The organism is Acetobacter estunensis (genome assembly GCF_019083805.1).
In the GTDB taxonomy this organism is placed as follows: Bacteria; Pseudomonadota; Alphaproteobacteria; order Acetobacterales; family Acetobacteraceae; genus Acetobacter; species Acetobacter estunensis_A.
In genome coordinates this window covers 257,378-280,893 of record NZ_JAHRDV010000002.1, presented here as the reverse complement: position 1 = coordinate 280,893, position 23,516 = coordinate 257,378, and the positions used below count along the sequence as shown (strand labels likewise).

General features: G+C 59.0%; 21 protein-coding genes. 12 read left to right on the top strand and 9 right to left on the bottom strand.

Translation table 11 applies throughout. The features are described 5' to 3' along the window. The first annotated feature begins 54 nt into the window (after window positions 1-54). The 6 genes from KUA11_RS04070 (at window position 55) to KUA11_RS04045 (ending at window position 5,209) form a co-directional block, all read left to right on the top strand. Window positions 55-846, top strand: coding sequence for a ComF family protein (locus tag KUA11_RS04070; protein WP_217409090.1), 792 nt, complete (start codon window positions 55-57; stop codon window positions 844-846). A gap of 98 nt (window positions 847-944) precedes the next feature. Then, entirely contained in the window at window positions 945-1,208 is a 264-nt protein-coding gene (grxC, locus tag KUA11_RS04065; RefSeq protein WP_217409089.1) for a glutaredoxin 3, read from the top strand. A 13-nt stretch (window positions 1,209-1,221) separates the two neighbouring features. Further along, entirely contained in the window at window positions 1,222-1,683 is a 462-nt protein-coding gene (locus tag KUA11_RS04060) for a DUF1178 family protein (protein ID WP_217409088.1), read from the top strand. Between the two features lie 58 nt (window positions 1,684-1,741). Further along, window positions 1,742-2,278, top strand: a complete 537-nt coding sequence (locus tag KUA11_RS04055) for a DUF2147 domain-containing protein (RefSeq protein ID WP_368040915.1) — start codon at window positions 1,742-1,744, stop codon at window positions 2,276-2,278. A 111-nt stretch (window positions 2,279-2,389) separates the two neighbouring features. Beyond that, complete coding sequence (locus KUA11_RS04050) at window positions 2,390-2,881, top strand: DUF2946 family protein (RefSeq protein WP_217409087.1); 492 nt, start codon at window positions 2,390-2,392, stop codon at window positions 2,879-2,881. Window positions 2,882-2,983: 102 nt separating this feature from the next. Continuing rightward, the gene (locus KUA11_RS04045) at window positions 2,984-5,209 is read left to right on the top strand and encodes a TonB-dependent receptor (RefSeq protein ID WP_217409086.1); all 2,226 of its coding nucleotides are present in this window, start codon (window positions 2,984-2,986) and stop codon (window positions 5,207-5,209) included. Window positions 5,210-5,257: 48 nt separating this feature from the next. Here the strand turns inward: KUA11_RS04045 and KUA11_RS04040 are convergent, their stop codons facing one another. Further along, window positions 5,258-5,605, bottom strand: a complete 348-nt coding sequence (locus KUA11_RS04040) for a DUF3147 family protein (RefSeq protein ID WP_217409085.1) — start codon at window positions 5,603-5,605, stop codon at window positions 5,258-5,260. A 179-nt stretch (window positions 5,606-5,784) separates the two neighbouring features. On the opposite strand from KUA11_RS04040, the gene KUA11_RS04035 reads away from it, so the two are divergent. After that, on the top strand, window positions 5,785-6,768 hold the full coding sequence (locus KUA11_RS04035) for a zinc-dependent alcohol dehydrogenase family protein (RefSeq protein WP_217409084.1): 984 nt from the start codon (window positions 5,785-5,787) through the stop codon (window positions 6,766-6,768). 24 nt (window positions 6,769-6,792) lie between these two features. Here the strand turns inward: KUA11_RS04035 and KUA11_RS04030 are convergent, their stop codons facing one another. Both KUA11_RS04030 and KUA11_RS04025 read right to left on the bottom strand, forming a co-directional pair. Then, window positions 6,793-9,291 (bottom strand): HWE histidine kinase domain-containing protein, encoded by a 2,499-nt coding sequence (locus KUA11_RS04030; RefSeq protein WP_217409083.1) that lies wholly within the window; start codon window positions 9,289-9,291, stop codon window positions 6,793-6,795. 280 nt (window positions 9,292-9,571) lie between these two features. After that, window positions 9,572-10,150, bottom strand: a complete 579-nt coding sequence (locus KUA11_RS04025) for a YqaA family protein (RefSeq protein ID WP_217409082.1) — start codon at window positions 10,148-10,150, stop codon at window positions 9,572-9,574. 419 nt (window positions 10,151-10,569) lie between these two features. Between KUA11_RS04025 and KUA11_RS04020 the strand changes: the two genes are divergently transcribed. The 5 genes from KUA11_RS04020 (at window position 10,570) to KUA11_RS04000 (ending at window position 17,354) form a co-directional block, all read left to right on the top strand. Then, entirely contained in the window at window positions 10,570-11,445 is an 876-nt protein-coding gene (locus tag KUA11_RS04020) for a bestrophin family protein (protein ID WP_217409081.1), read from the top strand. Window positions 11,446-11,614: 169 nt separating this feature from the next. Continuing rightward, window positions 11,615-13,366 (top strand): porin family protein, encoded by a 1,752-nt coding sequence (locus KUA11_RS04015; RefSeq protein WP_254454638.1) that lies wholly within the window; start codon window positions 11,615-11,617, stop codon window positions 13,364-13,366. Between the two features lie 225 nt (window positions 13,367-13,591). Then, window positions 13,592-14,182: a CarD family transcriptional regulator gene (locus tag KUA11_RS04010; RefSeq protein WP_166312783.1), complete on the top strand. Its 591-nt coding sequence runs from the start codon at window positions 13,592-13,594 to the stop codon at window positions 14,180-14,182. Between the two features lie 16 nt (window positions 14,183-14,198). Further along, window positions 14,199-15,827: a tetratricopeptide repeat protein gene (locus tag KUA11_RS04005; RefSeq protein ID WP_368040914.1), complete on the top strand. Its 1,629-nt coding sequence runs from the start codon at window positions 14,199-14,201 to the stop codon at window positions 15,825-15,827. A gap of 63 nt (window positions 15,828-15,890) precedes the next feature. Further along, entirely contained in the window at window positions 15,891-17,354 is a 1,464-nt protein-coding gene (locus tag KUA11_RS04000; protein WP_217409080.1) for a SulP family inorganic anion transporter, read from the top strand. A gap of 9 nt (window positions 17,355-17,363) precedes the next feature. Here the strand turns inward: KUA11_RS04000 and KUA11_RS03995 are convergent, their stop codons facing one another. From KUA11_RS03995 to KUA11_RS03970, 6 genes are all read right to left on the bottom strand, one after another. Next, a complete protein-coding gene (locus tag KUA11_RS03995) occupies window positions 17,364-17,552 on the bottom strand; it encodes a hypothetical protein (protein WP_217409079.1) in 189 nt (62 codons plus the stop codon). 2 nt (window positions 17,553-17,554) lie between these two features. Then, a complete protein-coding gene (locus tag KUA11_RS03990) occupies window positions 17,555-18,496 on the bottom strand; it encodes a hypothetical protein (protein ID WP_254454637.1) in 942 nt (313 codons plus the stop codon). Beyond that, on the bottom strand, window positions 18,493-19,446 hold the full coding sequence (locus KUA11_RS03985) for an MlaD family protein (RefSeq protein ID WP_217409078.1): 954 nt from the start codon (window positions 19,444-19,446) through the stop codon (window positions 18,493-18,495). The genes KUA11_RS03990 and KUA11_RS03985 overlap by 4 nt, the downstream gene beginning before the upstream one ends. After that, window positions 19,446-20,168, bottom strand: a complete 723-nt coding sequence (locus tag KUA11_RS03980; protein WP_166312787.1) for an ABC transporter ATP-binding protein — start codon at window positions 20,166-20,168, stop codon at window positions 19,446-19,448. Before KUA11_RS03980 ends, KUA11_RS03985 begins: the two co-directional genes overlap by 1 nt. Before the next feature lie 12 nt (window positions 20,169-20,180). After that, window positions 20,181-21,071: an MlaE family ABC transporter permease gene (locus tag KUA11_RS03975; protein WP_166312882.1), complete on the bottom strand. Its 891-nt coding sequence runs from the start codon at window positions 21,069-21,071 to the stop codon at window positions 20,181-20,183. A 74-nt stretch (window positions 21,072-21,145) separates the two neighbouring features. Then, on the bottom strand, window positions 21,146-23,473 hold the full coding sequence (locus tag KUA11_RS03970) for a cache domain-containing protein (protein ID WP_217409077.1): 2,328 nt from the start codon (window positions 23,471-23,473) through the stop codon (window positions 21,146-21,148). Between the last annotated feature and the right edge of the window lie 43 nt (window positions 23,474-23,516).

Here is a 23,516-nt window from a genome sequence, read left to right as displayed (position 1 = left end):
AAACATTCTGCCAAGAGGTTAGTTGGCAGAATTGTGCATGTTCGAGGAGTGAAAATGGAGCAGAGCCGGCTATGGAAAACGACCCGTAAGGTAGGGCGGTTCGCGCTCGATCTGGTGTTGCCTCCTACATGCGCCATCTGCGGCACCGAGATCGACCAGCCCCGCGCCTTGTGCGCGACCTGTTTCGGACGGCTTCATCCGATCGGACAGCCTCGTTGCGACCAATGCGGTGTTCCGCTGCCTTCCGCCGCACATCTTGGGGCTGATGCGCGCTGCGTTTCGTGCGAACTGCATCCACCGCCATGGTCCCATGGGCGCGCAGCTTATGTGTATGACGAAGGATCGCGCGATCTGATCCTTGCTCTGAAATATGCGGACCGGACGGAAAACGCTGCCTTTCTGGCGCGGCAGATGGCCCGGGCGGCGGATGACATTCTGAGCAAGGCCGATTGGCTTATCCCGGTACCGGTCCACTGGCGGCGGCTTCTTGAGCGCAAATACAATCAGGCGGCGTTGCTCGCCCGAGCCGTGGAGCGGCTGACGCACCTGCCCGTGCTGGTGGATGCCCTGCAACGTCCACGCGCTACTGGACGACTGGCACAGTTTTCCGCAACGGCAAGGGCGCAGGAGATGAAAGACGCCATCACCGTGCGGGGGTCGCGGGTGGCAGCGCTCAAAGATCGGCACATTGTGTTGGTGGACGACATTCTCACGACCGGGGCGACCGCTACCGCCTGCACGCAGGTTCTGCTGGCGCATGGCGTGGCATCGGTCTCGCTTCTGGCGGCCGCACGCACACAGCCGGACCCGCAGGAAGACGTCTCGCGTCCGGAATCAATGCGGTAATGAAGCAAAGGCTCTGTCTGAGGCGTATGACAGGCAGGCAGAAATGAGTATGATCTTCCTTCAACCAATCGACGCTTTTGAGGAATGAAACCGGCACAATGAGCGAACGGATCGAGATCTACACCCAGCCGGGCTGCCCCTTCTGCATCCGGGCCGTGAACCTTCTGAAACAGAAGGGAGCGTCTTTTCACGAGATCAATGCGCCGCATGGCACGCGCGAGCGTGAGGAATCCCGTAGCCGTTCGGGGGGGCGGACGACGGTTCCGCAGATTTTCATCGACGGCAAATCTATCGGGGGCTGCGACGATCTGTTTGCGTTGGAGCGCAGCGGTAAACTCGACGCCCTGTTGAAGGCTGGCTGAGAGCGGAGCTTTCATGATTCACTATCAGCTCCGTTGCGAAGGAGGGCACGAGTTCGAGGGATGGTTCCGCAACTCTGACGCCTTCGAGGAGCAGGCTCAGCGCGGGCTGCTGTCCTGTCCTCTGTGCGGTACGACGCGGGTGGATCGTGCGCTCATGGCGCCCGCCATTAGAACGGCCCGCAGTTCAGCGCCGCCGAAAGAGGAAAAAACAGCTCCACCCGCAGCGCAACCTGTCGAAACGGATGGCAAAATTCCCGATGTGGCTCTGGCTCTCCTGCAGCGTTTACGGCATGAGGTGGAAACGACATGCGAAAACGTGGGCAATGGGTTCGCCGATGAGGCGCTGCGCATCCACCGGGGAGAGGCAGAGGAGCGTGGTATTTACGGCGACATGTCGGAAGACCAGCGTGAGATGCTTGAAGAAGAAGGCGTAGCCGTGCAGCGTCTTCCCTGGGTGCCCCGCGCGGACGGATAGTCTGATAAACAGACATGAGAGTCGGCACGATGGCCGGACAAACTGGAAAGGCAGAGACGTGACCACTTCTGTTCTCGTAAAAGACAGACAACGGACGGGAATGATTCCAGCCGCTGCAATGTGGCGCTCTCTCGTGGCGGTCACTCTGCTTGCGACGGGCGCCTTGACGCCCCCCGCGCATGCTCAGGACGTTGCGGCAAACAGCAGTCCCACCAAGGATGTGCAGGGAGTGTGGATCACGGAGAAGCACGATGGCGCTTTTCGTATCGCGCCGTGCGGGGATGCCATCTGCGGCACGCTTGTCGGACTGGATTACAAGGACAACGAGCCGGTTCCGACCGGCAAGGACGGGAAGTCCGAGTGTAACCTTGTCATGCTGACCGGCTTTCGCCCGCTTGAAGAAAAATCCGAGCGGCTGGGTGGCAAGATTCTCGATCCGGATACGGGAAATGTCTATCAGGCACAGATATGGTCGCCGGAGCCGGGTGTGTTGAAGCTGCGCGGCTACGTCATGATCCCGCTTCTGGGGGAAACCCGGACGTGGACCCGCTATACGGGCAAGATCGGTCCAGGCTGTCGTCTGCCGCAGAACTGAAATCGTTGTTTCTGTCGCCACTCACGGGCAATAGCTGAAACCGACAACTCGGCATCGCCCTGAGTGAAGGAAAGCAGAGGAGTTACCAGGGCGACAGCCCTATTGTGCATCATGACCGTTTCGTTTCATGCAGCACGCTCGAAAAGTCTGAAATGGCTGATCGTGGCGCTCACTCTCATTGGTTTCTGGGGGCAGATCGCCCTTCAGGGAGTGATGCTGCCCGGAGATACGCCGCGTGGAGCGATCCTGCGGCTGACGGGAATCGATATCGGCTCTGTTGCGGGTGTTTCCACGTCGCCCGCTTTTAATCACTCTCCCGCGTTTCATACCCATTCTCATCATGACATGAGCATGGAGCCGTCATCTCACGATGCGATGATGGCAGCCGATCATGCCGAGCATGATCACGGTAGCGGGCACGATGCGGATTGCCCTCTGTGCCCGCTGCTTCTGCTGTTCGGCGTTCTAGTGGGAAGTTTTGTCTTCCTTCCCAGTATTTCCTCGGCGTGGCTTGCCATGCGGCGTCGGCATCGTCAGCCACGCGCGCCGCCCGCCTTCACGCTGGCCGTTCCGCCAGCGACCGGACCTCCCATCCTGACCTGACGTGCTTTTCCTCGTCACGGCCATGCTGCCAGATGGGCGTTCGCGCGCCTGTCCGGAAGTGGAACGTGACCAGTTTTCACGCCCGCATCAGGACAGACCTTCATGTCTGCTTTCATCTCTTCCCGCGGCGGCCATGCGCTGTCGACCGGGTCGCTTGGCGTCATAAGCGCCTGCGTGCCGCTGTTTGTGTTTCTGATTATCCCGGCTCATGCTGAGACGGCGCATCGTGCCCAGCTTCTGTCCAATACGGCCTCCACACCTAATCCTTCCGCGAAAGAGGCAGTGTCGGCCCGAAAGGACAGCGCTCCGAAGACGGCGGAGTCCGGTAAGGTTGAACACATCATCGTCACGGCCATTCGCAAGTCGTCCGAGCACAGCCCGGACACCACCAATCTCTTTCGTCACAGTCTGGGGTTCAGCAGTTATTCTGCGGGGGGCGTTTCGGCGCTTCCGGTTCTCAACGGTATGGCCGACGACCGGGTAGCGACCATCGTGGACGGCATGCGTATTGATGCAGCCTGTCCCAATCACATGAATCCGGCTCTGTCGTATGTGGACCCTGATTCTGTGTCCACGGCCGTCGCCATCGCGGGAATCACACCCGTCAGCATCGGTGGCGACAGTATTGGCGGCACCATTCAGGTCGAGCGGCGGGATCCGATCTTTTCCTCCAATGGCAAGCTGCTTGTGACCGGTCATGTGCGGGGCGATTATCGCAGCAACGGGGGCGGCTCGGGCGCATCCGGCTCTCTCACGGTTGCCAACGACATGTTCAGCCTGCGCTACACTGGCTCTTATGCCCATGCGAGCAACTATCGTGCGGGCGGCAGCGGGCGGCAGGTCCGCTCCACCAGCTATCTCACCTTCAACCACGCGATCACGGCCGGTTTTCGCAAGGACAACCATCTGGCGTCCATCACCTTCGGTCAGCAGGATATTCCCTACGAAGGCTTTCCCAATCAGTGGATGGACATGACCAACAACCGTTCGACCTACGTGAACGGCAAATACAAGGGGGAGTTCGACTGGGGCACGCTGGATGCCCGCGCATGGTGGCAGCGGGTCGATCATGTGATGAACATGATGAACGACAAGGGCGGCCATACTGCCACCACCGGCATGCCCATGAATACGGACGCCCGTTCCGTGGGTTATTCGCTGAAAGCCACCATTCCTCTGGGTCCGTCGCACACGCTCAAGCTCGGCAGCGAATTCGACCACAACGGCCTCAATGACTGGTGGCCAGCTCTGCCCGGCAGCATGATGATGGGGCCGAACACGCTACACAACATCAACAATGGACACCGTGATCGTCTCGGTCATTTCGTGGAATGGGACGCGCGCTGGCTGCCGCGTCTTTCCACCCAACTCGGTTTTCGCAACGATTTGGTGATGATGAATACGGGCGATGTCTCTCCCTATTCCTGGACCGGCATGATGTCGATGGCGGATGCTGCGGCCGCGCGTGCGTTCAATGCCGAGAAACATGGTCGCACGGACACCAATTTCGATGTGACGGCGCTCGTGCGCTGGAAGCCGCTCGACAGCCTGTCGATTGAGGGAGGCTATGCTCGCAAGACGCGCTCTCCCAATATGTACGAACGATACGCTTGGGGACGCGGCGGCATGACAAGCAGCATGATCGGCTGGTTCGGAGACGGGAACGGTTACGTCGGTAACCTCCACCTTTCTCCTGAGGTGGCAAATACGGCAAGCGTCACCGTGACATGGCACGACCCGACCGACGATGCATGGGAGGTGAAGGTGCAGCCGTACTACACCTACACTCATAACTACATCAACGTGATGCGGATCGGTTCGTTCTCAGACGGACGGCAGAAGCTTCAGTTCGTCAATCACAATGCCCAGAGCTACGGAATCAACGCTTCGGGCCGTCGTCGTCTGTGGAAAAGCGAAGCCTACGGCACAGGCGAATTGCGGGCGAACGTCAACTGGGTGCGCGGGCAGGATCTGGTCAATCACTCCGGTCTTTACCAGCAGATGCCCACCAACGGTTCGATCAGCCTGCACGAGACATGGCACAATTGGTCCGGTCGTGTGGAAGTCACACTTGTGAAGCGCAAAAGCACGGTAGACTGGGTGCGCGCGGAACCTCACACACCGGGATATGCGTTGTTAGGGCTTGGTGGCAGCTATCGGTGGCGTAATTTCCTGCTGGATGCCAGCATCGAGAACATCTTCAACCAGAAATACTATCTGCCGCTGGGTGGCCTCGGGATCGGGGATTACAAAGCCACCGGCCTGCCACTGGGGCCGGTGGCGGGAATGGGCCGGTCTTTCAACGTCAGCCTAACGGCTTCGTTCTGACGCTTGGTGTTGCGGTGTTCGGATGGGAGGTGGCTTTCGTTGTCTCCCTCACAACGGCATCCCCATTCGACGCACGAGGTGCATGGTCAGCAGATAGAGCACAAACGTCAGAATGCAGCCCAGAAGAAGAGCGACGTAGAATCCTGTTCCATGTTTCATCAGCCACGGAATGAGCAGAAACATCGGAAGAGAGGGAATGACGTACCAGAACGTCGCGAAGACATGGGTTTCCATGCGTTGCGCGTCGTGCGTCTCCAGCCATAGCCAGAGCATTCCGAAAACGGAGACGAGGGGGAGGGATGCGACAAGAGCGCCCGCTGCCGGGAACCGTCGCGCAATGCTGGATGCCAGCGCGATCATCAGGCCGGACAGGATAACCTTGAAAAGAAAGAACATATGGCCCTGACGGATGACAGAAAAAAGTAAGCCTACACTGTCTTCTCTTGGGAAAGGAATGGGGTGCTGGCCTGTCGGCGCATTCCTGTCACGACACGACAAACGCACGGAACGATTAGACGCAGTGCCGGATCGGCGTATGCTGCTCTTCATTGTCCGAACCGATTGCCGAGGTCGTTATGTTCGCAATGCAGCTCTCAAAGCCCCGCACGCCGCTTGAATGGGTCGAGTTACCCGATCCGCAGCCCGGTCCGGGGCAGATTCGTGTGAAAGTAGGGGCATGCGGTGTCTGTCGCACGGACCTGCATGTGGTGGATGGCGATTTGACGCATCCGAAACTGCCAATCATTCCCGGTCATGAAATTGTCGGACGGATTGACGCGCTCGGCTCCGGTGTGACCGATCTCAAGATTGGGGAGAGGGTGGGCATCCCGTGGCTGGGGCACACCTGCGGCCATTGCTATTACTGCGATGAAGGCAAAGAGAATCTCTGCGATCACCCTCTCTTCACCGGCTACACCCGCAATGGCGGCTATGCCACGGTGACGGTTGCGGATGCGCGTTACGCCTTTCCTTTGGGGGAGGTGGGAAACGATGTCTCGCTGGCACCTCTTCTCTGCGCCGGTTTGATTGGCTGGCGTTCCCTGTCGCATGCAGGAAATGGCAAGAAAATCGGTCTGTATGGTTTCGGTGCCGCCGCGCACATCATTGCGCAGGTTCTGAAATGGCAGGGGCGCGAGGTTTACGGCTTTACGCGCCCGGGCGACACGAAAACGCAGGACTTTGCACGTTCGCTTGGAGCTGTCTGGGCGGGTGGCTCCGATGAACTTCCACCGGAACCGTTGGACGCCGCCATCATCTTCGCGCCTGTGGGGGCTCTGGTGCCGGCGGCCCTCAAAGCCATCCGCAAAGGAGGCCGCGTGGTTTGCGCCGGCATCCATATGAGCGAGATTCCGGCCTTTTCCTATGACATCCTGTGGGAAGAGCGGGAGATCGTCTCCATTGCCAATCTCACACGTCAGGACGGCATCGATTTTCTCTCACTTGCACCGAAGATCGGCATCAAGGTGAGCACGACGACCTATCCTCTGCCTAAGGCAAACGAGGCGCTGGACGATCTCCGGCATGGTCGGTTCGAAGGAGCCGCCGTTCTGGTTCCATGATGGATAGGCGCTCCGCTCCTGCGTTCAACCGCAGGCTGTCTGGAGCGCCTTGATCAATCCGCTGCCCGTGTAGGGTTTGTGGACGAGAGGAACATCGGCAAAGGCGTCCGGTATGCCGCCGCGGTTGCCATAGCCGGTCGCAAAAATGAACGGTATGCCGCGCGCGCGCAGAAGAACGGCCAGATCGAGCGACGTACCTTCACCCAGATTGAGATCCAGCACGGCAATATCGGAGTGCATGTCGGTCAGAAATGCCCGTGCTTCACTGACAGACGCTGCGGTGCAGACGTCGCTTACGCCATGATCGCGGAGGATGTCCTCGGTTTCCATGGCAATCAGTATCTGATCTTCCACAACCAGTACCCTGCGTCCCTTCAGATCGCCCGTAATCTTTTTTGCGGACGAGGCCGGCGGAGGGGCAGTTAAAGGCTGGTTTTTCTGTGTGCTTTCAATGGGTTTTTGCAAAAGAAAGCGGGCGGGTACGGCAAGGTGGATAACCACACCTTCAGCCTGAAAGTCTCGCGTGGCCGTCCCCCCGAGTTCATGCCTTATCGCACGTTCGAGCAATACGGATCCGAACCCTTGCCGAATGGGGATGCGGATCGGCCGTCCACCGGTTTCTTTCCAGCAGAAGTGCCACATATCGCTGGCCCGATCATGGTGCCACTCGACCACCAGTTGGCCCGTATTGGTAGCAAGCGCGCCATATTTAGCAGCGTTCGTAAGCAGTTCATGAATCAGCAGCGTCATGATGGAAAGCACTGTGCCCTCCATCCACAAATCTGGTCCGTTGAGTGTGACCGCCTCAGGTGAGAGCTGGTAGGGGGCCAGTTCCACGTCGAAAAGGGTTCGCAGGGAACTGCCACCCTGTTCACCCATGATCTGGTCATGGGCGAAGGCCAGGGCGTTTATCCGCTCCCGCAATGTCGTGAAATGTTCACGGAAAGTCCGATTCTCTGGAGCGGGGCGGCTGACCAGAGACTGGACGACGGCCAGAATGTTCTTGACCCTGTGTGTGAGTTCCTCGTTGACGAGTTTCTGGCGTCGTTCGGCCTCAGCTTGCTCACGCAGCAGAAACTGATGATAGGCGCCTGTGATTTCCATCATTGCGGCGCGCAACTGGGTGGCGGCTTCCTGATCTTCTGTAGTCCAGGGATGCGCGTAACCAAATACGTGCTCCTGAAGGAAACCGCTTACTTTCTGCGGATCCCGTCCAAGGGGCGCCAGATTGACGATACGCTCCCGCTCCCGACGGAAGAAAAACAGGCAATCTTTCGTGCCTGTTGCAATGGGAATGGCCATGACGCCTGCGAAATCAGGGAGGGCCGGGAGTAGTTCGGTCGCATCATCGTGCAGGGAATCCGTAGAGCACGTTCCCACTGAATCGGATTCACGCATCCATTCAAGGAGTTGAGGAACGGCTTCCACGGACGGAGCGTGCCCATGAGTGGCCCACTTGCCATCCATCCACACGCCAACGCCATCGCATTCCACGAAGTGAGCGAACCGTTCGACTTCTAAGCGTATCCGACGCGGCACGCTTGCGATGTCGGTTTGGCTATGGAGAAAATGATGAAGGAGATCGTGCGCCTGTTCCGCAATCCGCAGGCGATTGGTGCGTGTGACGGCCGCAATCTGGAGCGCGACATACTCCCCGAACATACGCACGATAGCGCGTTCGTCCATGCTGACGGGGCGAGGTTCATAGTGCCGGAAGGTCAGCATACCCCATAGTCGTCCATCCACGACCAGAGCCAGAAGCATCGTCGCCTTAATGCCACAGGCTTCGAGATAGACCCGTCCGGCAGGCAAAACGGAGCGAAGCATGAGAGAGGACGTATCGAACTCGGGCAGGCCGGGGCTTTCCTGCACCGCAATCTCGGGCGCTTCGATATCCTCGATCACGCGAATGAGTGTCTGGCGATAGAGTGTCTGGATAGATGGCGGAAGATCGTCTTCCGTCATGTACTGACCGCGCAGGCTTGTGAGCCCACTCCTGAAGGCATCGGCCACCACGACGGGGCGTTCCTTCCGGTCGAAGCGGTAGAGCAGGATGTGGTCGTATTCGCTTATGAGGCGCGCCTGCTTTACGGCGACATCCAGAAGGCCCTGTAGATTTTCAGGTTCCCGCAGACGTTCAAGCGCATTGCGCAGTGCGCCGATCAAACAGCCGTTAAGCGCTGGTGCGCCAGCACGAAAGCATTCCAGGACAAACTCGGACCCTACGATATGCAGAGCCACATCGCAGGGGATATGCCGCAGTCCCATCGCCAGACCCAGTAGAAGAACCGGTCGATGGCTTGACGGCTGTTCCTCAATCGTCGCGCATATTCGCTGTGCAGCAGAAGAGCCGATGCACATTGAAATATCCGCGCCGAGAGACAGCGAGGGATTGGCAAGAAAGAGAACGGAATTGGCCGAACTCCGTTGGAGGCGAAGCGTTGAGGCATTGAATGTCAACAGGCAGCCGCCCGACTGCACCAGCATACGTGCCAGCGCAGGCCGTGTCGTGGCCGCAGGCATGTGAAAAGGTGCTCGCGTGGGTTCAGGAGCCGCCATTATCTTCACAAAGCCCTCCAGCCGTTCATGCAATGCTCTTCCGATTTCGCTGGCTCACAATTTTCCGTGCAAATGGTGAGGGTGGTTAAAAATTTAAAGTATGCCGCCGAGAGAACTGGCTCATGAGGCCACGGATTACGGTGATTATCTCTTTATCATGGCAGCCATGAGAAATCGGAAAAGTGATATCACGTTCCGCCGCGTGTCCGACACATGCAATGTCTAAACATTGGGCGGTTTGACGTCACAGATGCGCCATCACCACTATTCCACCAACCAGGAGCACGGCAAAGATGCCGCAGACCAACGGTAGACGCCGCTCAATGAAGCTCTCGATAGGGGCACCATAGCGCTTCAGAAGACCAGCTATCAGGAAGAAACGGGCTCCACGTGTGACAAGACTGGCCACCATAAAGGGCAGGAGAGGGAAGTGTGCGGCTCCACTGGCGATGGTGACAAACTTATAGGGGATGGGCGTCAGCCCTTTGATCATGATGATCCATACACCCCATTTACGAAACATTTCCTGCAGCGCCACCAGTCGGCCTTCAGCGTGATAGAAATGCACGATCGGTTTCGCGACTGTCTCAAGGAGAACAGCGCCAATATACCATCCCAACAGACCGCCAGCCACACTTGCCAAGGTGGCGATCGCCGCATTGATCCAAGCGCGCCGGCGATTGGCGAGTGTCATGGGGATCAGCAGGACATCGGGCGGAATGGGGAAGAAGCTTGCTTCGGAGAAGGCAAGGAGCGCCAGCCAGAAGGGAGCCTGTGGTCCGGCGGCGTGCGCTCGCACGCGCGCATAGAGACGATCCAGCATGGCAGGTAGGCATCCTTTTTGACATGAAGACGAACTGAATGGCCCGGGAGCAATGCCACTCGGTCCGCCATGCGGCAAGGGTTCCAGATTGCCGGTCTGCCGAACCGTTCATAGAGGGAGAGACTATCAGGCTCTTGGGATAAACGGCGCTGACATCCGAAAGTCGCATAAGATATATTATGCCAACTCACGGGCGTGACTACATGGCGCGGCACCGAGATGTCGTCCCATTTCACTCCACAGTATCCGTCTTCACGCGAAATATCATCATCTCCTCGGTGAGGCTGATTTTTCACTGCGAGAGATGATGACAAAACATGTGTTGCCTGCGACGTGATCGACAAGCTCCGTTGTCGCGCTTTCAACCCTGTGCAAACACTTCCGGGCACACACTATCCGCTTGGGAGTAACCGGACAGGATGATCGTCAACAAACGGATCGGTCTTCTCGTGCTCATGCGTGAAAGCATGGGAGCGCTTGTGCTTCTGGCAGCGTGGGACTTCGCTGTCGTGGTTCTCTACCAGCTCTTTCATCAGGAATGGATGGAAATCCCGGGCTTGCCCCTGTCCCTGATCGGTTCGGCCATCGCACTGTTCATGAACGTGCGCAACAACTCCGCCTATGCCCGCTGGTGGGAAGGCCGGACGCTCTGGGGTGCCGTTACCAACAATTCCCGTTCCTTTGGCAGGCAGGTTGTCACCATTCTTGGTGGGCGCAAGGATCTTGTGCGGGCCATGGCCGCCTACCCCCACGCCCTGCGACAGGCATTGGGGGAAATTGATGCTTCGGAGGATATCGCGCGGCTGTTGCCGCCTGAAATGGCACAGCGCATCCATGGATGGGTCAATCAGCCCAATGGAATCCTGCTCGAACTGGGACGTGGCGTGACGGAAGAATCGACCAGGCTTGGAATCGATGGCGCTCTCCATGGCCAGATCGACCGCATCCTCTCCGATCTGGCCAATGCCCAAGGCGGACTTGAACGTATCCGAAAGACCCCCCTTCCGATTCAATATTCGGCGGTCCCCCGTGTGTTGGCCAATGTGTTCTGCATCGTCCTGCCGATCTCGGCCGTGCAGACTCTCGGCTGGCTCACCCCTTTGGGGTCTTCGCTCGTGGGAGTGCTCTTTGTGGTGCTCGACAAGATGGGCGGTGATCTTCAGGAGCCATTCAGGGCATCTCCACATGCTCTTCCGATGGCCACCATGGCTCGTGGCATCGAGACCGACCTCCTTCAATCCATCGGAGACGCACCGTTGCCTCCCATCCCGGTGAAAAACGGTATTCAGCTCTGATTTTTGGGCCTATTTCCCTATGCGATCACGATCAGATGATCGCACATTTTGTCATCTGCCGATTGACCCTCATTACCATTCTGTCACACTCGCCCGATATCGGAGGTGTGGTTGAACGCAGACACAGGTGGTCTGTCACGACTGATGGAAAGTAGCGGGCGCAGCGGAAATGAGGACCAGATTGATCGACATTTCGATGGCGTCATGCTCCGGCACATCCGAGGCGGAGAATAGCTTCGCTGCCCGTCTCGGTCGTCCGCTTGGGCTTGGCCTTCTGGTCGGCTCGCTCGCTTTTGGCGCGCCCGTTGCTGCGCGGGCTGATGAGTACACGGACCTGCTTGATATTTTGCGCGTCAAAGGCAGCCTGACTCAAGGTGAGTATGGGGCACTCAAACTCAAGCACCAGCGGCATATTGCCGAGGATGCGGCGCAGACGCGGCGTGTTGTCCAGAGCACGCGTGATACCGGCTCCCCTGCCCGCCTGCGTGCCGCACGTAACGGGGGAACACGACTGGCAAGCGCCGGGCATGTGACGGGTCAGTATGCGGCCTCCCCGGATGGAGATGTCACGCCTGTTTTCGTCGATGCCAACGATGCCGCCATGAGTGCCGCGGCGAGCGCGCGTGACGCCCGACAATCCATGCTCGCGGCCCGCGCGGCCATGCATGACACAAGCATTATCCGGATGGACAATTATGTTCCCGGCAAGGGGCTGACGTTCCATGCAGGTCCGGTGGACATCAATTTCTCCGGCTTTGTCAATGGGTTCTACACTTACGACAATGCTTACGGAAAAATGGTGGCTGGCGGCACATCGGCTGGTGCTGGTGGCAGCAAGTTCGATGCGTCCGCCATCCGCAATGGTTATCTCCCGGCGGGTCTGATCACCAAGATCAGCACGCGACAAGAAGGTTATGACATTCAGGCCGTGTTCGGCATGTATCCGGGCATGGACAACAACAAACCCGGCGCCATGAACGCCAATTCGGGCGGTAGCGCGGTAGCGCTTGGAACGCCGGGTATCGATTTTCGTCAGGTTTACATGACGTTCGGCAACAAGAAGATGGGCACCATCAAGATCGGACGCGATCTTGGCATCTTCGGCTCCGACGCCATCCTGTCTGACGCCACGCTCATTACTCTTGGCTCCATCGGCGGCAATTCCGCTCCGGGCAATACATCGCTCGGTCGCATCGGTGTAGGTTATCTCTACGCCGACTGGATACCGCAGATTTCCTATCAGACGCCGACCATCAGCGGTTTTCAGGGCACCATCGGTATTCTTCAGCCGCTGGATGAATTCAATTTTGCAGGCGGGGTGACCAACAGTACTGGTGGCACCGATGCTCTGTCCGCGCAGTCCACACATCACGGCGCGCCTATGGTCCAAGGTAAAGTGACCTACGATTTCACGGTTGGCGAGATCAAGACGCATCTCTGGGCCGGCTTCCTGATCCAGCATCAGCAGCGACTCTATTCCTCCTTCATTCCTGAAAGCGCCAAGCGCAGCGCTACTGTGGAAGCCGGGGAAGTCGGCGCCAAAGTGGATTACAAAGGCTTTGAAGGCCTCGCCTATTACTATCGAGGTAGTGGTCTTGGCACGACGGGCCTGTTCTTTGACGGTATCGATCCGGGCGGTCATAAGCGCGATTCTGAAGGTTACTACGTGCAGGCCACCTACTCGTTCAATAAACGCTTCCGCATTGCGGGAAGCTATGGCGTCAGCAACCTCTATTCCGGGCCGCAGGAAATCAATCCGATCCTTGTGCGACGCAATGAATCGGAGGTTGGAGCCGTATTTTACAAGCTGACGGACTGGCTCCAGCTTGTGGGAGAATACAGCCACACCGAATCCATTGCCCATAATGGCAACCGGGGCAAAGACAACTCCATGTCGGCTGGCGCAGTTCTGTTCTTCTGATTATTTGACCTCATCCACACGATGCGTGTGATGGCGTGAGCAGTCGGAGTAAAAGGCACCAAACCTGCCTCTATCGTTTGTCAATAACTCTCACAGCAAGTCTGATTTTCATCAATCGGCGCGCAACCTTTTCTCTACCGTGGACTTATTCGTCACATGGCAGCCTGTCCGAGGGGAGCGGCGCCCCCAAGACAGGAGCGCGTTTTTGTGATAAAGACAGGCAACATGAGCACATTCAGATCCCCACCGAAAGGCGGCGTCACCGACGCCATGGCACGAACAGCGGCTGCGACGACGGCTGCTCAGGCAAAGACCAAGGTAAAAGACGAAGATCCTTTCCAGGAAGGTGACTCCATCGTTTACGCCGCACACGGCGTGGGCCGCGTCGATCGTATCGGAGTGGACGAGATCGCCGGGACCAAGCTGGAGGTGATCCAGATCTCCTTCCCCGGCAATCAGATGACCCTGCGCATCCCGCTGACAAAGGCGCGCAAAGCCGGTCTGCGCAAGATCGTCTCCCGCGAGATCGTGGACAAGGCCATGGCGATCATCAAGGGCAAGCCGCATGTGAGCAAGGGAATGTGGGCTCGCCGCGCAGTTGCCTATCAGGAAAAGATCAACTCCGGCGACCTTGTACAGATTGCGGAAGTGCTGCGCGACCTGCGCCGGAATGTCGACAGTCTGGATGGCAGTTTCAGCGAGCGCAAGCTTTTCGAGGCCGCACAGGAACGGTTTGTGGCCGAGGTTGCCGTGCTGGAGAAGAAAGAGCCCGCCGATGTTCTGGAATCGCTCACAGCGATCATGAAAGCGGCCTGAGCGGAACAGGTTCGACGTGGTGGCATTTCCTGAGCAGCCTGTCGGGCCTGCGTTCCCGCAAGCCGCAGACATGGATGTGCTTCTGCGTCGAGCTGAAGTCGAACTCAAAGCCGGACATTTTCAAGCAACGCGGGGTGTGCTTCTGCCTCTCGGTGGCATGGGCAATGCCCGGGCGGATTTTTTGTTGGCTTGCGCCCACGCCGGATGCGGCGAATATGAGCATGCGGCGACGTCTCTCATGGCAGTAGGTCTGTCCAACGACAGCGGACGTCATGCGGCCAGCGATCTCGTAACGCTTTTCGGTCAACTGGATCGGCGCGCGGACAGCTTGAATGTGCTGCGGGCACTGGTTCGCAGAGTGCCGGACGATCCACGTATCCTTGACGCGCTAGGCGATCTTCTGAGTCATCTTGGCGAGTATGACGAAGCGCTGGACATACTCGATCGCAGCCTCGCCATCCGGCCGCATGCCCAGTACACTCGTAACCTCAAGGCCATTGCCCTTCTTGAGCGCGGAGACATCGAGGAAGCCAGTCGCATTTTCCGCTCCGTGCTGGACATGACACCAGACAATGCGGTGGCTCTCTCCAACCTCGCCTGTATTCACTCTGCGCTCAACGAACCCGATGCATCCCTCGCCCTCTATCGCACGGCCCTTCAGCGGCAACCCGGTAACGCCGTCATTCGACTGAATCACTCGGTTGCCCTGCTCAAAGCCGGACGTTTCGCGCAGGGGTGGAGCGAGCATGAATGGCGGCTCAGACTGCCGGGGCACACCAATCTTCCACCTGAGAGAATGCTTCCGGCCCTGACGGACGATGTGGAGCTGCGTGGTCGCCGCGTCCTCATCACTCAGGAAGAAGGTTTGGGCGATACATTGATGTATCTCCGCTATATCGCGCCTCTTGCGCGACGCGGCGCGATCGTCTCCCTCTGGGTGCCCAACTCTCTGGCCTCCCTGTGCCGCAGGGTCGAGGGGGTGGCAAAAGTGTACATGGGGAGCACATGCCCCGATTATGACTGGCATTGTCCTTTCATAAGCCTTCCGCGCGTCTTCATGGCGACGCCGGACGCGATGGGAGCGCCTGTCCCCTATCTGAAAGCGGACGAAGAACTGGTGGAGCGTTTCGCCCCGCTGCTTCCCCAGAACGGACGACTGAATGTCGGTCTTGTCTGGGGAGGCGCGCCACGGCGCCATATGACAACGGCCATGATGCTCGATCGCAAGCGTTCCATGCCGCTTGCCACACTGGCACCACTGGCCAAGCTCCGCGGCATCAATCTCATCAGTTTTCAGAAGGGCCCTTACGCCACACAGGGAACGACGCTTCCAGCCGGCATGACGCTCTATAATCCCATGCCCCATGTCCACTCGATGGACGACACAGCAGCGCTTCTCATGGGCATCGATGTGCTCGTGTCCGTGGACACTTCGGTGGTGCATCTCGCGGGAGGACTGGGGAAACCAGTTCTACTGATGGACCGTTTCGACAATTGCTGGCGCTGGCTGTCTGGACGCACGGATTCCATCTGGTATCCCGATCTCACGATCTTTCGTCAGCCCCGTCCAAGGGACTGGGAAAGCGTGGTGAAGAACGTCACCCGGCGTGTGAGAGAAATGGCAGCCATCCGTAAAGCTGCCTGATTTTCTTCGCTTCGGAAAACCAGAAACTGGCGGCCTCTGTCGCCTCACATACAGGAACAGACGATGACCCACGACGCGACTGGCTGGAAAGCCAATCCGCTTCGCGAAAGCCTTGCAGGCATGGTGGCCACTTTCGCGCTCATTCCGGAAGTGATCGCCTTTGCCTTCGCGGCTGGCGTCGATCCTTCCGTCGGCCTCTATGCCTCCTTCGTCATCAGTATCGTCATCGCGTTTACAGGCGGGCGTCCGGCTATGATCTCGGCGGCCGCGGGATCGGTGGCGCTCGTCGCGGCCGGTCTGGTGCATGCGCATGGTGTGGCCTATTTGCTGGCGGCCACGCTACTCTGCGGTGCCATTCAGGTTGTTTTCGGTCTACTGAAACTGCATGTGCTGATGCGCTTTGTCTCACGGCCGGTGCGGACCGGGTTCGTGAACGCCCTCGCCATTCTGATCTTCTCGGCCCAATTGCCACATATGCAGCATGTGACATGGCACACATGGGCGCTGATCGCGCTCGGTCTTGCCATCATCTATCTCGTGCCACGTGTCTTTACGGCAATCCCCTCGCCTCTCATCTGCATCGTCGTGCTCACGGGTATCCTCGTCCTCCATCCCATGCCGGTCGCCACCGTTGCTGATCTAGGGCATCTGCCCGACGGGCTGCCGACGTTCACCGTCCCTCACCTGCCGTTCACGGGCGAGACGCTGGAAATCATTTTTCCCTATGCGCTGGCCATGGCCATGGTCGGTCTTCTGGAAAGCCTCATGACAGCGCGGGTGGTGGATGATCTGACCGGAACATCGTCCAACAAGCGCCGTGAATCCATCGGTCTCGGACTGGCCAATTTGGCCGCAGGGCTGTTCGGTGGCATTGCGGGATGTGGCATGATCGGACAGACGGTCGGCAATGTGCGTTACGGCGGCCGAGGGCGTCTCTCCACACTGATGGCCGGCGTCTTTCTATTGGTGCTGATGGTGGCGCTTCGTCCGCTGGTCGCACGGGTGCCGGTGGCGGCCCTTGTGGCGATCATGATCATGGTCTCTGTCAGCACGTTCTCGTGGTCATCGCTGAAAGATCTAGTGGTCCATCCGCGTCTGGCCAGCACCGTGATGGTCATCACCGTCATTGTCGTGGTGCTGACGCACGATCTGGCGGCCGGTGTGGCTGTGGGTGTGCTGCTGAGCGGTGTGTTCTTCGCTTCGAATGTCTCCGCCATGGTGCGGGTGACATCGCGGACCGACCCGAGCGATGGCACCATCCGCCATGTGGTGCATGGCGATATTTTCTTTGCCTCAGCGGAACTGCTCGAAGACGCCATCCTGCGTGCGGACATGAAGAGCGCTCCGGGACACAGGCCGGTTGTGATCGACCTGCATGACGCTCATCTGTGGGATATTACCGGAACAAGCACCGTGGAGAACATCGTCACGACACTGCGCGGACGTGGCTATGATGTTCGTCTCGAAGGTCTTGATGAAAAAGACGCCCGGTTTCTTGAACGCCACACGTCTTTGACACTCACCTGAGATCTGCGATCAGGGCGTCTTTGGGGGCTTGTACCATGACGGTATTTTCGGCCCCTTGTAATGCTTGGCGTGATAATGGGTGTGGCTGTCCAGATTGGGATCGTCGCTCGAACAGGCCTCCAACGCCACAAGCGGCAGAATAAGAAGCATCCCCCACACGACCTGTTTTATTCGCCGCGCACGAGGTTTGCGGTTCATATTCATTTGTCTGTTTCCTTGACCGCAAAGGGCTGAAGCGGCAGCGAGAGTCCCGCTTCGTTCATATACTGAATGGCCAGTGGATCATTCTGTCCGGTCGTGGCGCTGCGGGCCGCCTGCCCCTGCGCCGCGCGTGCGAGTAGCGCTGACGCCACATCAGGGTGCCCGGCTGCTTTCGCCGCCTGCGCTTCGAGTGCCATGGCGTGAATCATGGCCCGATCATCACCATTCTTCCGGCGAAGCTCCACGGCCTGCGCCGCCAGTTCCTGCGCGCGGGCCGGGTCCGTGTGGAGCAGTGTCAGTGCCTGCAGAGCGGCGACATCTCCCTGCACATCGAGCGAATGAGGCTGAGGCAATGACGACAGGCTCTGGAGGCTGGCCGCAAGCGTTGCGGAATCCGAGCGTCGAGCTGCCACGATTCCGGCAATGAATGTTGCACGTTGGTTGATATCGGTTTCCGTGGATTGTTCGGCCCGTCGCGCCATATCGGCGGCTTCGGCCAAGCGCCCCAGCCGCGAATAAGCCCCAGCCGCCACGAGATCGAGCGCGCTGGTACCCATTGCCGCTGTTTTCTGTTCCGTTCCAGCCGTTTGCGCCTGAATCCCGACGGAGCGGATCTCAAGTGCAGCGCGCGCATTCTGCACCGTTTCCAGAGCATCGGTCGGCTTGTCGGCGGAAAGCTGGGTCACGGCGAGGTTGTAGGAGGAATCAGCAATACCCTGCGGGTCATCGTCACGCAGCGCAAGACGAGACGCCTCACGGTATTCCCGTTCCGCCACGGAATAACGCCCGATGGCGAGTGCCTGTTGCCCCGCATCCATGGCCTGCTGCCACGCGGCATTGCGTACCTGCACGCCCTGATCCTGATTGCCGCCGCCGCTGCATCCTGCCAGTGCGGCGCAAAGCGGCAGTGCAAACAGCAGTCGGTATTTCATCGGCCTCATGGCGAGACTCTCCGCGCGGGAAGCCTCTTGGCCGACTGGCTGGTGCTATGGCCGCCCAGCAGCCAGAGACTGCGCAACTGGTCCGTCAGCTTTTGGAGCGTGTAGAGGGTGGTCTGCGCCTGCGTCAGGAGCGCCGGCGCATCGGCCAGCGTGTCATCAACATTGCGCGTGATCGATGGCAGACGTGGCGTGGCCGTCTTGAGATCGTGCGTCGCGGATTTCACGTTTGCCATGGTGGCGTCAGTCTTTTTCAGGATGGCCTGAAGCTGCGCCTCCTGCGGCTTAAGACGATTGATGACGTCATTAAGAGAGACGATGGTGCTCTCCGCCTTGCGGATCAGATCGTCGTTGGTCATCAACTGGCCGACGCTGCCCTTGCCCGCGTGCATGTCGGAAATCGTATCATCAAGCTGCGCCATCATGTGACGGGCGCTGGCGATGGCCGGCATGACCTCGGCCTGAATGTTCTTGAGCGTCTGCGTGATCATGTCGGTGGGGCTGGGTTCCGTCACGGCGTTAATGACGGCGTATTTCCAGTCCATCGCCTCACCACTGCCACGTGTCAGATCAAGATAACTCGCACCCGCCACCACGAACTGCTTGCGGATGACAGCAGTGCTGTCGCGCTTGATGAAAGGCTCCACCTGTGGGTCGAGGTCAACAAGCGCATACATCCGCCCCGTAGGATTGAGCTTGATGCCGCGAATGGTGCCGGCATGCGCACCAAGGATCTGCACATCCCCACCAACGGCAAGACCGCCCACGCCGGTTTCGGGCAGCACCACTCGCAGCCGTGCCGGCGGACTCAGCCAGTCGCTCAACACGCCGGCCTCGATCACCGCCGCCGCAAAAACGACAATGCTGATCAGGACGAGCAGGCCCACCCACTCATCGGCATAGCGGAGATGAATAAGGGGGCGGCCCTTCTGGCGTAACCTGATCTGAAACATCAGCGCATCCGTATCGTCATGAGTCCGTCATCCGCAAGGCGCCACTGGCCATTGATCGCCTGTCGGTAGCGCTGCCACACAGTCGGGTCACGTACGAACCAGATGGCGGAAGCCCCCCGGTCGCGGGCCTCGGTGAGGGATTCCAGAAAGGGTTGCGAAAGATCCACAGGGCTTGTCTCCAGAGGGTCTTCCAGAAGAAGGAGCTGCGGCTTGCCGAGAAAGGCACGCACACAGGCCGCACGCACGATGTCCGCTTCCGAAAGGCGGCCGGGCACATCGGTGGGAATACCCGGCAGACCGAAACGCTCGCACAAATGCTCGGTGTCCGTCGTGACGGTCTCCAGCGGTATCGTCGTGTGATGCAACTGCTTGAGCATCATCGCGACATGGGTGCCGAACAGGTTGCTCCAGATCGCGCGGCGGGTGATGCGACCGATCCGCCCTCGCAGCGCGTTGCGACGCCGGTCATTCAACTCCGTCCAGTCCAGTCCCATGAACCGGACATTGCCCTTGAGCAGATGAATCATACCCGAGCACAGATCCGCAAAGACAGTGGCCCGCGTCATGTCCCGCGTTTCCACGATCACGCATTCGCCCGGCATCAGTCGCAGCGTCAATGGCGTCGGCGGCATGCCGCTTTCATCGAAAACGGGTGTCGCATCCGCCAGTTCCAGCATCGGCCCCGCCAGACGATTCACGGATGTTGTTCCTGTGTCACTCATCAGTCCCGCCCCTCACAGCTTGAGACTGAACAGAACGCTGACCGTCATGACGATCAGCATGCCACGGGAAAAACCACGCGGAAGCATGGTGCGCATGGAGTCTTCTTTGGAAGCCGTCAGCCCGCTTACACAGCAGCCCAGTCCCACGAGAAAGCCCACGACCACGAATTTCAGCGGAATGAGCAGATAGTCCAGCGGCGTCATGGCAATCACCACGTCGTAATAGAACGACAGCAGCGAGTTCGAGAGGGCACCTGAAGCCCGGCTGATGATGTAGCCGGTGGTCAGTGAGGCCAGCGAGAAAATGATGCCAAGCGTAAAGCCCGACACCATGAAGGCCAATGTGCGCGGCAACACCAGCAGGAGGAAAGGATCGAGGCCTTCCGCCTGCATGGATCGCACCTGACCGCCCGTTGTCAGCATGCCGATCTCGGCCAGCGACAGCATTCCGCTGCGACCGAGCATCAACACGCCCACAAGAATTGGCGCCAGTTCACGCACAATCACGGTGACCAGAACCGATCCCGTCATTTTCGCCATACCGGCGAATCCCAGCCAGTAAATCGCCTGTGACACCACCCCGACACCTGTCAGCGCGCCCGTCACGGCGGTGCTCAGCAGGCCTCCACCCGCTACATCACCCAGCGTCATCTGGAATTCGTAACGCACCGTGCGGCGCCAGCTGTTGGGACGACAGCTTTCGCGGATCACACCCCACAACGTGCCCAGCATGATAAGCAGGAACCACACCTGCCGACGCACCAGAGCACCAAGCCAGCCAAGGAAATGGACGAATCTCTCACTTAGCGTCGCTTTGCGGGAGTGATCGTCGTCATCCTGATGGAACGTCGCAGGCGGTGCCCCCAAACCGAAGGAGATGTCCTCCTGATTATCGGGCAACACTGCCCCCGCAGGCGGTGGGTTGCCCTGCTCCGACGATGTGCCGCCCGGCCCTTTCGGGTTTTCAGGATCCTGTGTCACCGGCGTGTCGCGAGCACGTAGACCCGCCCTATGCCTGAACGTGGCGCATAGAAAGAGCCACGACTGCGGAACAGATAATGGTCACGAAGCGCCTGATACACCCGTTCCGTGACTTCGATCGTGCCCACATCCGGCGCACCCTGCGCCATGAGTTCGGCCAGAGTCACGGTCTCGCCCCACAGGTTGAACGATTTGGGATCGTTGCCAAGCTCTCCGCCCATCGCGGGGCCAAAATCCATGCCGATGCTGAAGATCGGTTCGATATTGGCCTGCGAGAGAAGCATCATGCACGTCTCGCGCAATACCAGTGCGGCTTCGGCAAGACGCCAGATCGCGGTCGGATCCGCGTCTTTCGTGCAACCCGCGACGCAGATCAATCGATGTCCCGCGACCTTGACCGAAAACAGTTCATAGCGACGCGCGATGGCCTGCACTTCGCCCGCGATACGATCGATCAGCGGTAGTACGGCAGACCCCTCGTCTTCCGCTTCCATCACCGGATCGGTGAAGGTGATGACCATGACGGCGACACTGGGGAACAGCCCTTTCCCGATTTCGCCAGCGGCAACAGGCGGCTGCATCAGCGATTCGTCGAAGCGAGGTTCGGGTAGCGCTGTGGGAGACGCAGGTAGGGTGTCGCTGCCGCTCGCCTCGTTGCCTGGTGTGCCGGTGGCGCCCATGGCGCCAAACCGGATGGCAGCAATGCCCGCAATGATGTCGAGGAAATAGACAAGATGAGGCGCGAAGTTCGCGTTCTCAAGCGTGATCATGCCCAGAATTTCCGACCGACCGCCTACCGTGCCACGAATGGGGTGAACGATCAGGGATTGCGTGGCCGCATCCCGCATGACCAGCCGTTCAAACGGAGCTGTGCGTTCATCGGACCCGGCGTGAGCCACGGTCACTGGAACGCCGGCGTCCACGATCTTGAAGAAATCCTCCATTTCATGGCGGGAGATCTCAAAACCACCCGCATGAGCCGTCTGACGGGTATCGAAACTATCCTCGCAGATGAGCGCCGTCCCATCGTGCACCAAACGCCAGAGTGCGGCACGCTGAACACCGCCCACGCGCGCCATAGCCTCGGTCAGCACGAGCGCTTCGTCTTTCGGATCGAGAATGCCCGGTGTCTCCGCGATCTGCCGCAAGGCCGCCGATTCCGAGTTGGTCTGATCACGTTCATGGCGCAGCTCGCGCGTCACACGTTCGGTGCGGCGGCTCTGTCTGGCCAACAATCCCGCCAGCAGCGAGGCCAGCACGATAATGACGACCGAGAATTGCAATCCCTCCCGACCGCTCTGTCGAGCAAAACTGGCAAAATCGTTCTCCGGTGCCACGATCAGCAGAACCCAGCTGTCCGATCCCGGAAGATCCTGCGCCATCCCGATATAATTGCGGCCATCATATTGGAAAGGATGTGAGCCGGCTCCTCGCACCCGATACTGGTCATAGACCCGTCGAAATGTGCCTTCGGTCGCCGGGTCGAGTGTCATACGTGACGGATCGCCGCCGGCCCTCGCGACAATCTGTTCGAAGCCATGCCCAGCAATAATCCGACCATGACTGTCGAGGATCATTGCATTGCCGTTTTCGCTGATTTTCAGGCTGTCCAGAAACTGGCTGAGCTGATTGAGCGAGATATTGATGGCAAAAACGCGCTGGATTCCATCCGTGCCAACCAGAGGCACGGAACCTGTCACAATGAGCTGCTTCGTGGTGGCGTAGATGGTGGGCGACGTCCAGGCGAAGCTCTTCTTCTCTATTGTATTCGCATACCAAGGACGCGTGCGGGGATCATAGTTCTCAGCGTCGTTTTCTTCGCTGCGTATGATTTTTCCATCAGCGCCACGAAAGTCATGGTGGAAGATCTTGTGGCCGTTAACGGTTTTGAGCTGGGTGTATTCCAGCCCTTTTCCGGTAGGATCACGTTCCACAAGCAGGAAATTGCCATTGGCATCGCCGAGATAATAGGACTGTATTTGCGGCACCAGCCGCAGCATGGTGGCCCCATAGGAATAGAAGGCGCCCTGCGTAAAGGCCGCTGGCGCATGGCTGATGAAATCCTGGGCGAAACTTCCGCCCAATGTCGCAGCGCCCATATATGCCGTGACATCCTGCACGACATAACGCTGTACCGATTGCAGGAGACGGTGTGTCAGTTGCAGCACGCCGGTGCGCGTGGTGCGGTAGGTGTGCAGACCAATTCCGCCAATCGCCACAAGGATCAGCAGCACCCCAAGAACCGGAACAACGACCTGAAGCAGCTTCTGCCGCAGAGAGGCGTCATTTTGTTCCGTGGGGTCGACTATCTCGTTGGCCGCCAAAAGTCCTGCATCCCCATGCCATTGCGCGCGAGGACAACCCTCG